Origin of the sequence: Pseudomonas sp. 22189 (assembly GCF_052045635.1) — a bacterium.
In the GTDB taxonomy this organism is placed as follows: Bacteria; Pseudomonadota; Gammaproteobacteria; order Pseudomonadales; family Pseudomonadaceae; genus Aquipseudomonas; species Aquipseudomonas parakoreensis.
In genome coordinates this window covers 141,638-156,130 of record NZ_JBQEPG010000002.1, presented here as the reverse complement: position 1 = coordinate 156,130, position 14,493 = coordinate 141,638, and the positions used below count along the sequence as shown (strand labels likewise).

Sequence of the window (14,493 nt, the reverse complement as noted above, 5' to 3'; positions counted from 1 at the left end):
CTTACTCCTTGTCCGCCAGATTGACCACTCGGTTGGAGCGATCCACGGGACGCACCTGCTGACCATCGAGCAACACATGGACGCCGGCTGCCACCACCCAGTCGCTGGCGTTGAGGCCTTCGAGCACCGGCACACTTTTCTCGCCGAATGGGCCGATGCGCACCGGGGTCTTCTTCAGGGTGTTGTTGGCGCTGACGACCCAGACATAGGTCGCACCGTTCTCGGCAGTCAGGGCCGAAAGCGGTACTGACAGCGGCACACTGTCTGCCGATTGCACGAACACCCGGGCGCTCTGCCCGAGTTCAGCCGGGACCTTGCCGCTGGTGAACGAGATGCGCGCGGCGAAGGTACGGGATTTCGGATCGGCCGCCGGCGACAGCTCACGAATCTGCCCGGCGAAGCGCTGGTTCTGCTGGGTCCACAGTTCAACGGTCACTGGCTGGCCGACCTTGAACCGCCCGAAGCTCTGCTCCGGGAGGCTGATCGACACTTCGCGCTCGCCGTCGGTGGCGAGGGTAAACACGGTTTGCCCGGCGGCGACCACCTGCCCGACTTCCACCGAACGCTTGGCCACCACACCGTCCTGCGGCGCGCGCAGCACGGCGTAACTGGCCTGGTTGGTCGAGACGTTGAATTCGGCTTTGATCTGCTTGAGGCGGGCTTCGCCGGAGCGGTAGAGGTTTTCCGCGTTGTCATAGGCGGAACGGCTGACCATCTGCCGCTCCATCAAGGTTTTGTAGCGGTCACGCTCGGCGCGCACCAAGTTCAGATTGGCTTCAGCGGCGGCGACCTGGGCGCGGGTGGCTTCCAGTTGCAGGCGCACGTCCTGCGGATCGAGCTCGGCCAATGGTTGATCAGCCTTCACGCGCTGACCTTCCTCGACCAGTCGTCGGCTGACTTTGCCGCCAATGCGGAACGCCAGATCGGGCTCGTAGCGGGCGCGAACCTCACCCGGATAACTTTCCATCGCCTGCGCCGAAGGCTCTGGCTGCACCACCATGGCCGGTCGAACGCTGACTGGCGTCGCCTCTTCCTGACCGCAAGCGGACAATAAAACAGCCAGGCTGACTGGCACGGCAAAGGACAACGCATAGCGGAACATGGTGACGGACCTTTCGCTTATGGTGCTTGGAATATTTATACTGGCCAGTATGGTATTAATAGCAAACTCACCAGTCCAGTATTAAAAGCGAAGAATGTCGAACAATCTTTCAGCTCCAAACGGCCCGGGCCGTCCGAAGGATCCGGCCAAGCGCCGGGCGATCCTCGATGCGGCGAAAACCCTGTTTCTGAGTCACGGCTACGCCAACACCAGCATGGACGCGGTCGCCGCCGAGGCGGGCGTGTCGAAACTGACGGTTTACAGCCACTTCAACGACAAGGAGACGTTGTTCTCCTCCGCGGTAATGGCCAAATGTGAGGAGCAGTTACCGCCGCTGTTCTTCGAATTGCCCGCCGGCATCCCCGTGGAAAATGTGTTGCTGAACATTGCCCGGGGCTTTCATCAACTGATCAACAGCGACGAGTCGGTGAATCTGCACCGCTTGATGATGGCGCTGGGCACGCAGGATCCGAAGCTGTCGCAGATCTTCTTCGAAGCCGGCCCCGAGCGCATGGTGCAAGGCATGGAGCGACTGCTCAAACGCATCGACGAGACCGGCGTGCTGAGCATCGACCTGCCGCGCAATGCCGCCGAGCATTTCTTCTGCCTGCTCAAGGGTGCGGGGAATTTTCGTTTGCTGTATTGCTGCGGTGAGCCGCTGAGCGAAGAAGCGGCAGAGAGTCATGTGCAAGAAGTGGTGGGGTTGTTCATGCGGGCGTATCGGCCCTGATTTTTTAGCGCCTGTTCTGACGTCATCGCTGGCAAGCCAGCTCCCACAGGGATCGTGCTGAACACAAATTGTGCGAACGACACAAAAACTTGTGGGAGCTGGCTTGCCAGCGATTGAGGCGACTCGGTCTCAAGCCTTGAGCGCTTTCTTCGGGTAGATGTCATACCGACTGGATTTGCCATCCAGCGCATGGCTCGGCTTCGGCCCCTCGATGCATGGCGCCTTGCGCGGGCGCTTGACCACCACCCGGTGTGTCGCCAGGGCCAGCGCCGCTTCTAGCAACGCCGGCGCATCCGGATCATCCCCGACCAGCGGCCGGAACAGACGCATCTCTTTCTTCACCAGCGCCGTCTTCTCGCGGTGCGGGAACATCGGATCGAGATAGATCACCTGCGGCGGCTCGCCTTGCCAATTGCGCATGACCTCAATGGAGTTGCCCTTGAGCAGCGTCATCCGCGCGACAATCGGCGCCACGTCGAAATCTTCCGCCGCCCGCGCCAGACCATCCTCCAGCAACGCCCCGATCAGCGGCTGGCGCTCGATCAGGCTCATCTCGCAACCCAGACTGGCCAGCACGAAAGCGTCCTTGCCCAACCCCGCCGTAGCGTCCAGCACCCGAGGGCGCACGCCTTGGGCGATGCCAACCGCCTTGGCAATCATCTGCCCGCTGCCGCCGCCATACAGACGCCGGTGCGCCGCGCCCCCCTCGACAAAGTCCACCCGCACCGGTCCCGGCGCATCCGGGCCGAGCTGCTGCAGCTGCAAACCCTGCTCGCCGACCTGCAAGGCGAACTCGCCGTCGTCCTCCTGCAGCGGCAGGCCCAGGCGCTCGGCCCATTGCTCGGCTTGCGCTTCAAACGTCGGGCCGAGGGCCTGGACATGGATGCGGCAGGCCGCGGGTTGCTCAATCATGAAAACACGCTCAAAAAAGTTAAGGATCGGCAAAAAGTGGCCGATAAACCAATCAACGCGCATTTTGCCAGAGCTGAGCGTCAACCGAAAAAAATGTCAGGCATACTTCCCACATCGATTGGCTACATTTCGCCCAAGGGCGACTTCAGCCGTCATAACACTCAAGCATTGGGCGGCGTCAGTCACCTGTGGCAGGATTTCTTTGCCCAGGCGATGGCCGAACAGACGAGTGATGTGGTGCCGGCGTGTGGCACGTTTCCACCGGTTGACCTGAACAGCCCGGAAGAACCGACCCTGGGCAGCGAGCTGCACGCGCACATCGTCGAGCAGCGTCAGTGCGACGTGGTCGAGACCGAAGTGCGTCCGCCAGAGCCGCTGTTCCTGCCGATCGCAGAGTTCGAAACCGATCTGCTGGACAAGCCGTTCCCACCGTTCCCGCCAGAAGAACTCAAGGCTCAGCAGGAGCAGCAGGACTTCGACAGCAGTTGGGTCCGTCCGATCGTGATCAACAACGGTCAGCCTGTGCCAGAGCCGGGTCCGGCACCGCAGAAGAAGCCGCTGTACCTGCCGATTGCCGAGTTCGATCTCGACCTGCTGCAAAAACCTTATCCGCCGTTCCCGCCGGAAGAAATCGTCGAGCAGCAGAAGGCTTTGGACTTCGACAACGGCTGGGCGCGCCCGATCGTCCTGCAGAACCTGCGCCTCGCTGCCTGATACTTCAGCGACACACGCTCCAGCGCCCGACATCGACATGAAAGTGATTGCGATGAGCGGCGTTGTAATCCGGACTCAACACCACACTGAACGCCTCGCAGGCGCCATCGCGCACCTGACGCAGAAACTGCGCGTCCTGGTTTTGCTTCGGCCAGTCTTTGAGCACACTGATGTTGCGCCCGTCCGCCAGACGAAAACCGCTGATGTCCAGCGCATCGGCACTGGCGTGGCGGCTGAGCGCCCCGCTCTCGCGGTTGTAGACGTTGCGACAGGCAAAGCTGCCGAGGTGATCAAGGCGCGCCACGTTCTGCCCGTAAACAGATTGCGCGGCGGGTTGCAGGGTATGCCGTTCAAACATCGCGTAAGCCACCGCCAGCGGACAACTGGCGAGGAAGCTGCTGCTCAGCACCACCTCACCGCCCTGCACGCGCACGGTGCCGATCAGCGGGCACTTGGTATCGGGACTGTCGGCTTGCGCTGTGATGCGCAGACCCGAGTTGCTCAGGACCTGTGCGCATAATTCGGGATTGCCGCGCAGGCGCATCAGCTTGAAACCGGTCAACCAGTTCGGCGCTGCCTTCACGTCCAGCGGCGCCCACGGGTTCCACTCGGCCGGCACGTCGACCCAGCCGCGCCAGACGCTGACCACGGCGCCAGCAATCATCAACAGTACCGACAGCGCGATCCAGCGGCCCATGCTCAGCCTTTGAAAAACTGATTGGCCTTGGCGTACGGCATCGATTGCGCGGTGAAGCCGAAGGTACCGCGCTGCTGGATTTCTTCAGCCGCGCGGAAGAACTCACCGAACGCTGCCAAAGCCAGCGCTGAACCGGTGCTGATCCTGCGCACACCCATTTCTTCCAACTCCTGTACGGTCAGTTTCAAACCGCCGGACATGAGCACGTTGACCGGTTTTGGCGCCACCGCGCGCACCACCGCCAGCACTTCTTCGGCGTTACGCAAACCCGGCGCGTACAGCACGTCGGCGCCGGCCTCGGCGAAGGCTTGCAGGCGGCGAATGGTGTCGTGGATATCGGGATTACCGTGCAAGTAGTTTTCCGCACGCGCGGTCAGAGTGAAGGGAAATGGCAGCGTGCACACTGCGGCGACGGCGGCTTCGATGCGCGCCACAGCGTGTTCGAAGCAGTAGATCGGCGCGTCGGCACGGCCCGTGGCGTCCTCGATCGAACCGCCCACCGCGCCCGCCTCGGCGGCACGCAGCAAGCTTTTCGCGCACTCGGCGGGGTCATCGGCGAAACCGTTTTCCAGGTCCACCGCCACCGGCAGATCGGTGGCTGCGACAATTGCCCGGACATTGGCCAAGGTGTCATCGAGACTCAGGGCGCCATCGGCTTTGCCTTGGGAAAACGCATAACCGGCACTGGTGGTCGCCAACGCCTGATAGCCCAGACTGGCGAGCATTTTCGCCGAGCCGGCATCCCACGGGTTGGGGATGACGAAAATCCCCGCACCTTCATGCAGGGCCTTGAAGGCCTGGGCTTTACGGGCTTGTTCTTGAAGGGCGTGGGCGTCCATCGGCAGGCTCCTGGGCAGGGGAAAAATCCGCCTTCAGAGCAAGCCGAGTTGCTCGGCGGCGGGTTCTCTGTATAGCTCAGGAAGGGACGGCAGGCCAGGCAAACGTTGCATCAATTGTGCGTGAAATCGTTGCGCCAGCTTCGCCGCCATCACGTTGTCGGCGGTGTGCAGGAAGATGTACGGCGTGCGGCCCTCTTCGATCCACTCGGCGATTTTCGCCACCCATGGCACGAGGAACGGATCGTTGGCTTCCAGCTCCGGGTGGCCGATGAAGCGCACCTGCGGACATTGAGTGAACGCCGCCGGACGGGTCGGCACCCGAGGCTTTTTCGATTGCGCGTGGATCACCGAAGACTCGGTCGACAGGCAACTGAACAGCGCCCGTGGATCGAGGCAGATGCGCTCCACGCCACGTTCAAGCAGCAGACGATTGAGCAGGCGCTCGCTCTCGCCCTTGGCGAAAAACTGTTCGTGACGGACTTCCACTGCCAGTGGCCGGTCCAGCGCGTCGATGAACGCCGTCAGCTCGGGCAATCGATGCGGGGTGAAGCTTTTCGACAATTGCAGCCACAGCGGCGAAACCCGTTCGCCGAGCGGGCTGAGAAGATTTACGAAGGTTTCGGCGGCGGTCAGTTGATCGCGCAGGTCACCGCTGTGGCTGATGTCGCCGGGAAACTTGGCGGTGAAGCGAAAATGTTCGGGCATGGTCTCGGCCCAGCGCTGCACGGTGGCCGGCGAGGGGCTGGCGTAGAAGGTCGTGTTGCCTTCGACGGCATTGAATACTTGGGAGTAGAGAGCGAGGAAGTCGGAGGTCTTGGCGTCTTCGGGGTACAGATACTCGCGCCAGGCGTTTTCGCTCCAGGACGGACAACCGAGGTAGTAAGGCAGATCCATCAGATGTACAGGTCGAGGCCCAGCACATCCGCATCCCAATCGACAAAACCGGCGGTGCTCAGGTAGCTGGCCAGGGCCATCGCTACGCTTTTGCTCATGGCGCGGTGATAAATCATGTCTTGCTGACGGGCAGGCAGATTGGCCAGGCGTTGTGCGGAGGCTTTGGCAGCGCGGGCGGCCAGTTGCTCTTCAGTCGGGAATTCCAGCTCGCCATCGATATCGTCGACGGACTCATCCAGCGCCACATTACCTTTGCGAGGCTTGCGCTTGATGGGGTAGGACTGAGAGGAAAGGCCGTCTATACGCATAATTTCATGCTCGGTATCGATGATGGCAATTTAGCGGCACTTGACCGACTTAGCAAACCGCCGAGTGATAACTAGAACACATAAAGCGTAAAAGGTTTAAAGCGCGGGGTTGGAAACTGACGATTGGCAGAATTTGGAATAAGCAGGGGGATTGTGGAGAGCCTTGTGTGGTGAGGGGATTCATCCCCGATGGGTCGCGAAGCGGCCCCAAAATCAGCGACTGCTTCGCAGCCGATCGGGGATAAATCCCCTCACCACAGAGGCTTCCCCCGCTAGAAGTCAGGACTCAGCGAGCCTTTGGAGTAGCGACTTTATCGCGCAGGTAAACCGGTTGCGCATCGTCGGCCGGGATCGACTCGCCGCGCTCCCAGGCAAATCGCGCCAGGGTCAGCAGGTCTTCGGCGTGAGGCAGCATGCCGGCATCCGAGCCGCTCAGGCTGACCGCGATCCGCTCGCCATAGCCCCAACCGGTGCCCGCACCAAACCACTCGCCGCTGGCATCGGCCGGCAGCGCCGCGGCTTCCGGTGGCAGCACCGCTTCGGCACCGACCAGACGCATCTCGCCGGCGGTCTCGCGGTAGCAGCCCCAATACACTTCATCCATCCGCGCATCGATGGCCGCCGCGACCTGGCTCACACCGTGTTCGCGATATGCGCGCTGTGCCAGCACCGCCAGGTTGGACACCGGCAGCACCGGACGATCCAGCGCAAACGCCAGACCTTGCACCACACCAATGGCGATCCGCACACCGGTAAACGCCCCCGGCCCACGACCGAAGGCAATGGCGTCCACCGCTTGCAACGTGGTGCCGGCGTCGGCCAGCAGTTGCTGGATCATCGGCAGCAGCTTCTGCGCGTGCAGACGCGGGATCACCTCGTAATGGCTCGTGACCTTGCCATCATGCAGCAAGGCAACGGAGCAAGCTTCGGTCGCGGTGTCCAGGGCCAGCAAGGTGCTCATCGATGTTTCCAAAACAGGTGGGAGAAAAAGGGTGTCAGTATAAACAACTACGGCCCGCAAGCGGGCCGTGGATGATGCAGCGGATCAGCTTTTTCAGCTCAGCGCTTCGAGCACCTTGGCGGTGATCGCTTCAACCGAACCAACGCCCGGGATGTGGCTGTACTTCGGCTTGCCGTTGGCAGCGGAGAGCTTCTGGTAGAAATCCACCAGCGGCTTGGTCTGCGAATGGTAGACCGACAGGCGATGACGCACGGTTTCTTCGGTGTCGTCCTTGCGCTGCACCAGATCGTCGCCGGTAACGTCGTCTTTGCCAGCCACTTTCGGCGGGTTGTAGACGATGTGGTAAACGCGGCCGCTGGCCTCGTGAACGCGACGACCGGCGATACGCTGAACGATTTCTTCGTCTTCAACAGCGATTTCAACCACGGCGTCCAGTTCGACACCGGCAGTCACCAGGGCTTCGGCTTGTGGAATGGTGCGCGGGAAGCCGTCGAACAGGAAGCCATTGACGCAGTCGGGTTGAGCGATGCGATCCTGCACCAGCGCGATGATCAGGTCATCCGACACCAGGCCGCCGGCATCCATGATGCTCTTGGCTTGAACGCCCAGCGGAGTGCCGGCCTTGACCGCAGCACGCAGCATGTCGCCGGTGGAGATTTGCGGAATGCCGAATTTCTCGGTGATGAACTTAGCCTGAGTACCTTTACCGGCCCCGGGAGCTCCCAGCAGAATGACGCGCATCGATGTGCTCCTCAATTTTTTATATAGAAAACAACGGGATTCGCCTCTTTGGGCCAATCTCAAAAAAACGGGTCGTGGCCGCACAAACGGCCAAAGGCTGATCAAGATACACAGCAGGCTGCGCCCACACAAGACGCCAAAAGTCGGAGAAACCGGCGCCCGCCGCGACCTTGCGACGCGGTAACCCAAGTCGCAACCCCATCATTAACTGTCGCCTGCCCGCACTTTCTGCCCGTGTACAAAGCGGCACCCGGCCTGTGCACCGGGCGCCTGATACCACCGCAAAAACCTTAGCCGGTATTGCGCAACCCGGCGGCAATCCCCGCCACAGACACCAGCAGCGCCTGCTCCACCGGGCTGCCCTGCTCGACATTTTGCTGCCGTGATCGGGCCAACAGCTCGGCCTGCAATAGATGTAGCGGATCAAGATAAGTGTTGCGCAGACGGATGAATTCCAGGGTGTCCGGGCTATGTGCCAGCAGCTGCGACTGCCCGGTCAGACCAAGCACCACCGCACACGCCTGCGACAATAGGTCGCGTAACTGCGCGCCCAACGGCAGCAAGTCCGGCTCGACCAGACGCTGGTCGTACGACAGCGCGATGTCAGCGTCGGCCTTGGCCAGGACCATTTCCAGCATGTCGATACGGGTGCGGAAGAACGGCCACTGTTCACGCATCTGCCCGAGCAGTTCGCCTTCGCCGCGCTCCAGCGCCTTGCTCAACGCGCTTTCCCAGCCGAGCCACGCCGGCAGCATCAGCCGCGTTTGCGTCCAGCCGAAGATCCACGGAATCGCCCGCAGGCTCTCGATCCCACCGGCACGGCGCTTGGCCGGACGGCTGCCAAGGGGCAAGCGCCCCAGTTCCTGCTCCGGCGTCGATTGGCGGAAATACTCGACGAACTGCGGATTTTCACGCACCACGGCGCGGTACGCGGCGACGCCGTCGGCGGCCAGTTCATCCATCAGGTGCCGCCATTCGGGCGTCGGCGGCGGTGGTGGCAACAGCGTCGCTTCGAGCACCGCGGCCAGATACAGATTGAGGTTCTGCTCGGCGATGTCCGGCAGGCCGAATTTGAATCGAATCATTTCGCCTTGCTCGGTGGTGCGGAATCGCCCCGCCACCGACCCCGGCGGCTGCGACAGAATCGCCGCGTGCGCCGGACCGCCGCCACGGCCCACGGTGCCACCGCGACCGTGGAACAACAGCAGTTCGACTTGCTGCTCGCGGCAGATCTCCACCAGCCGCTCCTGCGCGCGATATTGCGCCCAGGCCGCAGCGGTGGTGCCCGCGTCCTTGGCCGAGTCGGAATAGCCGATCATCACTTCCTGCGGGCCTTGCAGCCTTGCGCGGTAGCCCGGCAACAGCAACAGACGCTCCATCACCGGCCCGGCGTTGTCGAGGTCCGCCAGGGTTTCGAACAGCGGCACCACGCGCATCGGCCGCAACACGCCGGACTCTTTGAGCAGCAGTTGCACCGCCAGCACATCGGAAGCCGCGCCCGCCATCGAGATCACATAAGAGCCCAGCGAGGCGCCCGGCGCGGCGGCGATTTCCTTGCAGGTGGCGAGCACTTCAGCGGTGTCGGCGGACGGTTTGAAATGCGCCGGCAACAACGGGCGACGATTGCTCAATTCGCGGGTGAGGAAGCTGATGCGCTGTTCTTCGTCCCAGTCTTCGTAGCGACCGAGGCCAAGGTAATCGGTGATTTCGGTCATTGCCGAACAGTGCCGCGTCGAATCCTGACGCACATCGAGGCGTACCAGAAACAGGCCGAAAGTCACCGCCCGGCGCAGGCAATCGAGCAACGGCCCGTCGGCAATCACGCCCATGCCGCATTCGTGCAGGGAGTTGAAACACAGTTCCAGCGGATCGAGCAGATCGCGGTTGTTGTGCAACACGTCGGCCGGCGCCGGTGTGCTGGCGCTGAGCGAGGCATGCGCCCAATTGCGCGTGGCACGCAGGCGTTCGCGCAACTGCTTGAGCACCGCACGGTAAGGTTCGGCGCTGTCACCGGCCTTGGCCTTGAGCGCATCACTGGCCTGCTGCATCGACAGTTCCGCAGCCAGATGATCGACATCGCGCAGGTACAGGTCGGCAGCCATCCAGCGCGCCAGCAACAGTACTTCGCGGGTCACCGCTGCCGTGACATTCGGGTTGCCGTCACGGTCGCCGCCCATCCATGAAGCAAAGCGGATCGGCGCCGCTTCCAGCGGCAAGTGCAGGCCCGTCGCTTCATACAGCGCCTTGTCGGCCTTGCGCATATGGTTGGGAATCGCCTGCCACAGCGAGTGTTCGATGACTGCAAAACCCCACTTGGCTTCATCGACCGGGGTCGGCCGGGTACGGCGGATTTCTTCGGTGTGCCAGGCTTCGGCGATCAAGCGTTGCAGGGTGTTCTGGATCTGTTCGCGCTCGGCGCTGGTCAGGTCGCGGTGATCCTGCGCGGCCAATTGCGCGGCGATCGCGTCGTACTTCTGGATCAGCGTGCGCCGCGCCACTTCGGTCGGGTGCGCAGTCAGCACCAGTTCGATTTCCAGGCGCGCCAGTTGCCGGGCCAGGGATTCGGCGCTGTGGCCTTCGTTACGCAGGCGGGCGAGCAGTTCCGGCAGTACGCGGGATTCGAACGGCGCAGGCTGCGACTCTTCGCGGCGATGAATCAGCTGATACTGCTCGGCGATGTTCGCCAGGTTGAGAAACTGGTTGAACGCCCGCGCCACCGGCAGCAGTTCGTCTTCGCTCAACTGATTGAGGCTGGCGCTGAGTTCGGCGTCCATCGAGCCACGGCGATCTGCCTTGGCGCCCTTGCGGATCTGCTCGATCTTGTCGAGAAATTCCTCGCCGTACTGGTCGCGGATGGTATTGCCTAACAGCTCACCCAACAGGTGAACGTCCTCGCGCAAGCGTGCATCGATATCGGTCATCAGCAGTTCTCCAGCGGTAATCGGGACGGCTCAGAAACGAATGCTTTGCCCAGAGAGTGCCGCTCTGTGGCGCTTCTTACAAGCAGACGACGAAGGGACTTTAAACCTTGCGGCCTGAAGCTAGTCTCAACAGTAAGCCGCACAACGGCTTGCCGGCCGCGCCGGACACTCACCCGATCCTGCCATGAGCAGGTACGACATGAGGTCATCATGAAAATCCGTGAACTCGCCCAGCATTGGGAAGAAAACGCCAAGGGTCGCCTGACCGACACTGGCTACACGATTCATCTGGACGTCGAGGCCGCTGCGCGCCTGGCGGCGATTGCCGAGATGTACCCCAAACGTCATCCGGAAGAACTGCTCGGCGAACTGATCGGCGCCGCGCTCGAAGAGTTCGAGGCGAGCCTGCCGTATGTGAAAGGTTCGACGGTGGTGGCGACGGATGAAGAAGGTGATCCGCTGTATGAGGACGTCGGTCCGACGCCGCGGTTTCTGGCGCTTTCACGCCGGCATTTGCAGTATTTGTCCGCCGCTGCCGGCAAGCAGAAACACTGACACAACAAAGATCAAACTGTGGGAGTGAGCTTGCTCGCGAATGCGGTATTTCAGCCGACATTGATAGCGACTGATTCACCGCATTCGCGAGCAGGCTCGCTCCCACATTGACTGTATCGAACTTCAAAAATCGCACGCTTTTTACCCCGCGCGTACCTCTCCCCTCCTCCAAAGTTCCCGGTTTAGAGCCTTGTCGACTTGGTCAAAAAAACTTTTGGCGATAGGCCATCTTTTCTGAACTTTTGAAAAACGCCTTCGGTCGGAAGCTGTAACCACGCCTGGAACGAGCGTTTCAAAAACGCGCTTTTACACGACGCTTGCGGCTCCTCGACCAGGATGGATTTTCGGTTTTATCAGGAGTTAAACAATGGAGTTGAAGACCATGAAGACCCAAACCTCGTTCTCCCACCTGCGCGGTCTGAAACTGGCTGCTCTGGCCATCGGTACCAGCTTCGTACTGGCCGGTTGCGCCGGTAACCCGCCAACCGAGCAGTACGCCGTGACCCAATCGGCGGTCAACAGTGCGGTCAGCGCCGGTGGTACCGAGTTCGCTGCAGTAGAAATGAAGCAGGCGCAGGACAAGCTCAAGCAAGCCGAAATCGCCATGCACGACAAGAAGTATGAACAGGCTCGTACCCTCGCCGAACAAGCCGAATGGGACGCTCGCGTAGCAGAACGCAAGGCTCAGGCTGCCAAGGCCGAACAGGCTGTGAAGGATTCCCAGAAAGGTGTTCAGGAACTGCGTCAGGAAAGTCAGCGCACCGTGCAGTAAGCGCGCATCCCGAATCGCAAAGCTGAAACTTTTATCGATAGAAAGGACGACAAATTATGCGTAAGCAACTGATGATCCCCGCTCTTCTGGCCGCAAGCGTTGCCCTGGCTGCCTGCTCCACCCCGCCTAACCCGAACCTGGAACAGGCGCGCACCAACTACGCCGGCCTGCAGGCCAACCCACAGGCGAGCAAAGTCGCGGCCCTGGAAACCAAAGACGCCAGCGATTACCTGGACAAGGCCGACAAGGCTTATCTGGACAAGCAAGACGCAGCCAAGGTTGACCAACTGGCCTACCTGACCAACCAGCGCGTGGAAGTGGCCAAGCAGACCATCGCCCTGCGCACCGCTGAGAACAACCTGAAAAACGCTGCCGCGCAACGTGCCCAAGCGCGTCTGGACGCTCGTGATCAGCAGATCAAACAACTGCAGCAGAGCCTGAACGCCAAGCAGACCGATCGCGGTACGCTGGTGACTTTCGGTGACGTGCTGTTCGCCACCAACAAGGCTGACCTGAAATCCAGCGGTCTGGTGAACATCAACAAACTGGCGCAGTTCCTCCAGGAAAATCCGGATCGCAAAGTGATCGTCGAGGGTTACACCGACAGCACCGGCGCTGCTTCGTACAACCAGTCGCTGTCCGAGCGTCGTGCGACTTCGGTTCAAGTCGCGCTGATCAAGATGGGCGTAGATCCTTCGCGCATCGTGGTTCAGGGTTACGGCAAGGAATACCCGGTTGCCGACAACGGCAGCGTTTCCGGTCGTGCGATGAACCGTCGTGTGGAAGTGACCATTTCCAACGACAACCAGCCAGTGGTGCCACGTTCGGCGGTCAGCTCGAACTAAGCAACACGCAGTGACGTAAAAGCCCCGCCTGACTGAATCAGGCGGGGCTTTTTGTTGAAGATCAAAAGATCGCAGCCTGCGGCAGCTCCTACAGGGATCGTATTCCAATGCAGGAGCTGCCGAAGGCTGCGATCTTTTGCGTTTAAGGCTCGAGTTTCTGCGGGGTTTCCTGGCCCATGCAACGCACGGCTTTTTTCTGCGCATTGATCAGCACCCCGGTCAGGCCTTTCTGCTCGGTGTCAAACAGCACCAGTACGCCATCGATGCACTGCGCCACCTGCGGCGCCGGGTCCAGCGAGACTTTGTAGTCTTCGCCCGGCACAGTCTTGAGCATGGTGAATTCGTTGAGCAGCAGCGCATCCTCGGGTTTGGCGAAGTGCAGGTAGCCGTAATACCACAGGGCACCAACGGTGCCGAGGATGCTGCAGATACCGGTGATGATCAGCGGGATGGCGTTACGTTCTTCAGTCATTGCGGACTCTCGTCTTCAGAATTCGGGGGTTGCGGATAATTGGGAATCTCGCCGAGGCGGCGCAGGCCGTTGAAGTGCTCGGGATCTTCCAGATAACGCAGCATCACCTGGCGCCAGACCGGGTCGCCGAAGGTCTGTACGTGGCCGCCGCGGGTCAACTGCAACACCCGTGGTGGCGGCGCTGCCTGATACAGGCGGATGGCGTTGGACATTGGCACCAGTGGGTCGTCGATGCTGTGAAAGATCAGTTTCGGCACGCCGTTAAGCTGCGGCATCGAGTTGATCGCACTGTCGCCGTCCGGCACCAGCCACGACAACGGCACCTGGAACGGCCAGGTCAGCCACGACGTGCTGAGGGCGTACTGACCGACGCTGCGGTAACTGGCGGGCACACCGTCGAGCACGAAGGCTTTCAGCTGTTTCTGCCGCTCGGGGTGCTGCACCAGCCAATGCACGGCCATTGAGCCGCCGAGGCTCTGGCCGAGGAGGATCAGCGGCTTGCCTTTGACCTCTGGCGCCTGATCCAGCCAGGCGAACGCAGCGTCGATGTCCTGATAGATCGCCGGCAGGCTCGGCTCGCCCTCGGACAAGCCATACCCGCGATAATCCACCAGCAGCACCTGATAGCCGTTTTTCGGCAACCACCAACTGCCACCCAAGTGCATCGGCAGATTACCGCCGTTGCCGTGCAGGTGCAGGACGGTGCCTTTGACCTCGACACCGGGCTTGGCCGGTAGCCACCAGGCGTTGAGCTTGAGGCCGTCGGCCGTGGTCAGGGTGACGGTGCGGTATTCGAGCTTGGCTCTTTCCGGGGTAAAGACCTGGCCCGGCTCGGGGTAAAACAACAGCGAACTGCAACCGCCGAGGGTCAGGAGCAGGCAAAGGATGCCGAGGATTCTCATCCGGTGAAACCTCGCGAAAAAGTGGAATTAACGCAATCAAATGTGGGAGCGAGCCTGCTCGCGAAAGCGGTGTGTCAGCCAACAATCATGTTGAATGTTAAATCGCATTCGCGAGCAGGCTCGCTCCC

The 14,493-nt window shown here is 61.4% G+C and carries 16 protein-coding genes; 5 read left to right on the top strand and 11 right to left on the bottom strand.

All coding sequences use genetic code 11. The annotated features are described in order from the left end of the window. Position 1: 1 nt before the first annotated feature. Complete coding sequence (locus ACTJKS_RS02430; RefSeq protein ID WP_041063297.1) at positions 2-1,102, bottom strand: efflux RND transporter periplasmic adaptor subunit; 1,101 nt, start codon at positions 1,100-1,102, stop codon at positions 2-4. A gap of 94 nt (positions 1,103-1,196) precedes the next feature. Here ACTJKS_RS02430 and ACTJKS_RS02425 point away from each other — a divergent pair, with 94 nt between their 5' ends. After that, positions 1,197-1,832 carry a TetR/AcrR family transcriptional regulator gene (locus ACTJKS_RS02425; protein WP_108181807.1) on the top strand — a complete coding sequence of 212 codons (636 nt, stop codon included), beginning with the start codon at positions 1,197-1,199 and terminating at the stop codon, positions 1,830-1,832. A 129-nt stretch (positions 1,833-1,961) separates the two neighbouring features. On the opposite strand, the gene ACTJKS_RS02420 is transcribed toward ACTJKS_RS02425, so the two are convergent. Continuing rightward, positions 1,962-2,744: a class I SAM-dependent methyltransferase gene (locus ACTJKS_RS02420; RefSeq protein ID WP_108181806.1), complete on the bottom strand. Its 783-nt coding sequence runs from the start codon at positions 2,742-2,744 to the stop codon at positions 1,962-1,964. Positions 2,745-2,837: 93 nt separating this feature from the next. On the opposite strand from ACTJKS_RS02420, the gene ACTJKS_RS02415 reads away from it, so the two are divergent. Then, positions 2,838-3,458: a hypothetical protein gene (locus ACTJKS_RS02415; RefSeq protein ID WP_041063310.1), complete on the top strand. Its 621-nt coding sequence runs from the start codon at positions 2,838-2,840 to the stop codon at positions 3,456-3,458. 4 nt (positions 3,459-3,462) lie between these two features. Here the strand turns inward: ACTJKS_RS02415 and ACTJKS_RS02410 are convergent, their stop codons facing one another. From ACTJKS_RS02410 to ppc, 7 genes are all read right to left on the bottom strand, one after another. Continuing rightward, complete coding sequence (locus tag ACTJKS_RS02410; RefSeq protein ID WP_108181805.1) at positions 3,463-4,155, bottom strand: extensin-like domain-containing protein; 693 nt, start codon at positions 4,153-4,155, stop codon at positions 3,463-3,465. A 2-nt stretch (positions 4,156-4,157) separates the two neighbouring features. Then, positions 4,158-4,994: an isocitrate lyase/PEP mutase family protein gene (locus ACTJKS_RS02405; RefSeq protein WP_108181804.1), complete on the bottom strand. Its 837-nt coding sequence runs from the start codon at positions 4,992-4,994 to the stop codon at positions 4,158-4,160. A gap of 33 nt (positions 4,995-5,027) precedes the next feature. Continuing rightward, positions 5,028-5,888, bottom strand: coding sequence for a DUF72 domain-containing protein (locus tag ACTJKS_RS02400; protein ID WP_041063287.1), 861 nt, complete (start codon positions 5,886-5,888; stop codon positions 5,028-5,030). After that, positions 5,888-6,196, bottom strand: coding sequence for a hypothetical protein (locus tag ACTJKS_RS02395; protein ID WP_003222071.1), 309 nt, complete (start codon positions 6,194-6,196; stop codon positions 5,888-5,890). The genes ACTJKS_RS02400 and ACTJKS_RS02395 overlap by 1 nt, the downstream gene beginning before the upstream one ends. A 286-nt stretch (positions 6,197-6,482) precedes the next feature. After that, on the bottom strand, positions 6,483-7,157 hold the full coding sequence (gene tsaB, locus ACTJKS_RS02390) for a tRNA (adenosine(37)-N6)-threonylcarbamoyltransferase complex dimerization subunit type 1 TsaB (protein ID WP_108181803.1): 675 nt from the start codon (positions 7,155-7,157) through the stop codon (positions 6,483-6,485). A 93-nt stretch (positions 7,158-7,250) separates the two neighbouring features. After that, positions 7,251-7,898 carry an adenylate kinase gene (gene adk, locus ACTJKS_RS02385; protein ID WP_025112233.1) on the bottom strand — a complete coding sequence of 216 codons (648 nt, stop codon included), beginning with the start codon at positions 7,896-7,898 and terminating at the stop codon, positions 7,251-7,253. A gap of 290 nt (positions 7,899-8,188) precedes the next feature. Beyond that, the gene (gene ppc / locus ACTJKS_RS02380; RefSeq protein ID WP_108181802.1) at positions 8,189-10,819 is read right to left on the bottom strand and encodes a phosphoenolpyruvate carboxylase; all 2,631 of its coding nucleotides are present in this window, start codon (positions 10,817-10,819) and stop codon (positions 8,189-8,191) included. A 210-nt stretch (positions 10,820-11,029) separates the two neighbouring features. Here ppc and ACTJKS_RS02375 point away from each other — a divergent pair, with 210 nt between their 5' ends. The 3 genes from ACTJKS_RS02375 to ACTJKS_RS02365 all read left to right on the top strand — a co-directional run bounded on the left by ACTJKS_RS02375 (position 11,030) and on the right by ACTJKS_RS02365 (position 12,991). Continuing rightward, positions 11,030-11,374 (top strand): pilin assembly protein, encoded by a 345-nt coding sequence (locus ACTJKS_RS02375; RefSeq protein ID WP_108181801.1) that lies wholly within the window; start codon positions 11,030-11,032, stop codon positions 11,372-11,374. A 367-nt stretch (positions 11,375-11,741) separates the two neighbouring features. Then, the gene (locus tag ACTJKS_RS02370) at positions 11,742-12,146 is read left to right on the top strand and encodes a DUF4398 domain-containing protein (protein ID WP_007964219.1); all 405 of its coding nucleotides are present in this window, start codon (positions 11,742-11,744) and stop codon (positions 12,144-12,146) included. A 56-nt stretch (positions 12,147-12,202) separates the two neighbouring features. Further along, positions 12,203-12,991 carry an OmpA family protein gene (locus tag ACTJKS_RS02365; protein WP_041063276.1) on the top strand — a complete coding sequence of 263 codons (789 nt, stop codon included), beginning with the start codon at positions 12,203-12,205 and terminating at the stop codon, positions 12,989-12,991. 142 nt (positions 12,992-13,133) lie between these two features. Here ACTJKS_RS02365 and ACTJKS_RS02360 read toward each other — a convergent pair whose 3' ends face one another. Both ACTJKS_RS02360 and ACTJKS_RS02355 read right to left on the bottom strand, forming a co-directional pair. Beyond that, on the bottom strand, positions 13,134-13,463 hold the full coding sequence (locus ACTJKS_RS02360; protein ID WP_007964217.1) for a hypothetical protein: 330 nt from the start codon (positions 13,461-13,463) through the stop codon (positions 13,134-13,136). Continuing rightward, on the bottom strand, positions 13,460-14,365 hold the full coding sequence (locus tag ACTJKS_RS02355; protein ID WP_041063273.1) for an alpha/beta hydrolase: 906 nt from the start codon (positions 14,363-14,365) through the stop codon (positions 13,460-13,462). Before ACTJKS_RS02355 ends, ACTJKS_RS02360 begins: the two co-directional genes overlap by 4 nt. Between the last annotated feature and the right edge of the window lie 128 nt (positions 14,366-14,493).

Excerpts from the sequence above, each read along its gene's own strand:
- ACTJKS_RS02415 (WP_041063310.1), top strand. The coding sequence starts at position 2,838 with ATGTCAGGCATACTTCCCACATCGATTGGCTACATTTCGCCCAAGGGC.
- ACTJKS_RS02410 (WP_108181805.1), bottom strand. The coding sequence starts at position 4,155 with ATGGGCCGCTGGATCGCGCTGTCGGTACTGTTGATGATTGCTGGCGCC.
- ACTJKS_RS02400 (WP_041063287.1), bottom strand. The coding sequence starts at position 5,888 with ATGGATCTGCCTTACTACCTCGGTTGTCCGTCCTGGAGCGAAAACGCC.
- ACTJKS_RS02375 (WP_108181801.1), top strand. The coding sequence starts at position 11,030 with ATGAAAATCCGTGAACTCGCCCAGCATTGGGAAGAAAACGCCAAGGGT.
- tsaB (WP_108181803.1), bottom strand. The coding sequence starts at position 7,157 with ATGAGCACCTTGCTGGCCCTGGACACCGCGACCGAAGCTTGCTCCGTT.
- ACTJKS_RS02355 (WP_041063273.1), bottom strand. The coding sequence starts at position 14,365 with ATGAGAATCCTCGGCATCCTTTGCCTGCTCCTGACCCTCGGCGGTTGC.
- ACTJKS_RS02425 (WP_108181807.1), top strand. The coding sequence starts at position 1,197 with ATGTCGAACAATCTTTCAGCTCCAAACGGCCCGGGCCGTCCGAAGGAT.
- ACTJKS_RS02395 (WP_003222071.1), bottom strand. The coding sequence starts at position 6,196 with ATGCGTATAGACGGCCTTTCCTCTCAGTCCTACCCCATCAAGCGCAAG.
- adk (WP_025112233.1), bottom strand. The coding sequence starts at position 7,898 with ATGCGCGTCATTCTGCTGGGAGCTCCCGGGGCCGGTAAAGGTACTCAG.
- ACTJKS_RS02420 (WP_108181806.1), bottom strand. The coding sequence starts at position 2,744 with ATGATTGAGCAACCCGCGGCCTGCCGCATCCATGTCCAGGCCCTCGGC.
- ACTJKS_RS02360 (WP_007964217.1), bottom strand. The coding sequence starts at position 13,463 with ATGACTGAAGAACGTAACGCCATCCCGCTGATCATCACCGGTATCTGC.
- ACTJKS_RS02365 (WP_041063276.1), top strand. The coding sequence starts at position 12,203 with ATGCGTAAGCAACTGATGATCCCCGCTCTTCTGGCCGCAAGCGTTGCC.
- ppc (WP_108181802.1), bottom strand. The coding sequence starts at position 10,819 with ATGACCGATATCGATGCACGCTTGCGCGAGGACGTTCACCTGTTGGGT.
- ACTJKS_RS02405 (WP_108181804.1), bottom strand. The coding sequence starts at position 4,994 with ATGGACGCCCACGCCCTTCAAGAACAAGCCCGTAAAGCCCAGGCCTTC.
- ACTJKS_RS02370 (WP_007964219.1), top strand. The coding sequence starts at position 11,742 with ATGGAGTTGAAGACCATGAAGACCCAAACCTCGTTCTCCCACCTGCGC.
- ACTJKS_RS02430 (WP_041063297.1), bottom strand. The coding sequence starts at position 1,102 with ATGTTCCGCTATGCGTTGTCCTTTGCCGTGCCAGTCAGCCTGGCTGTT.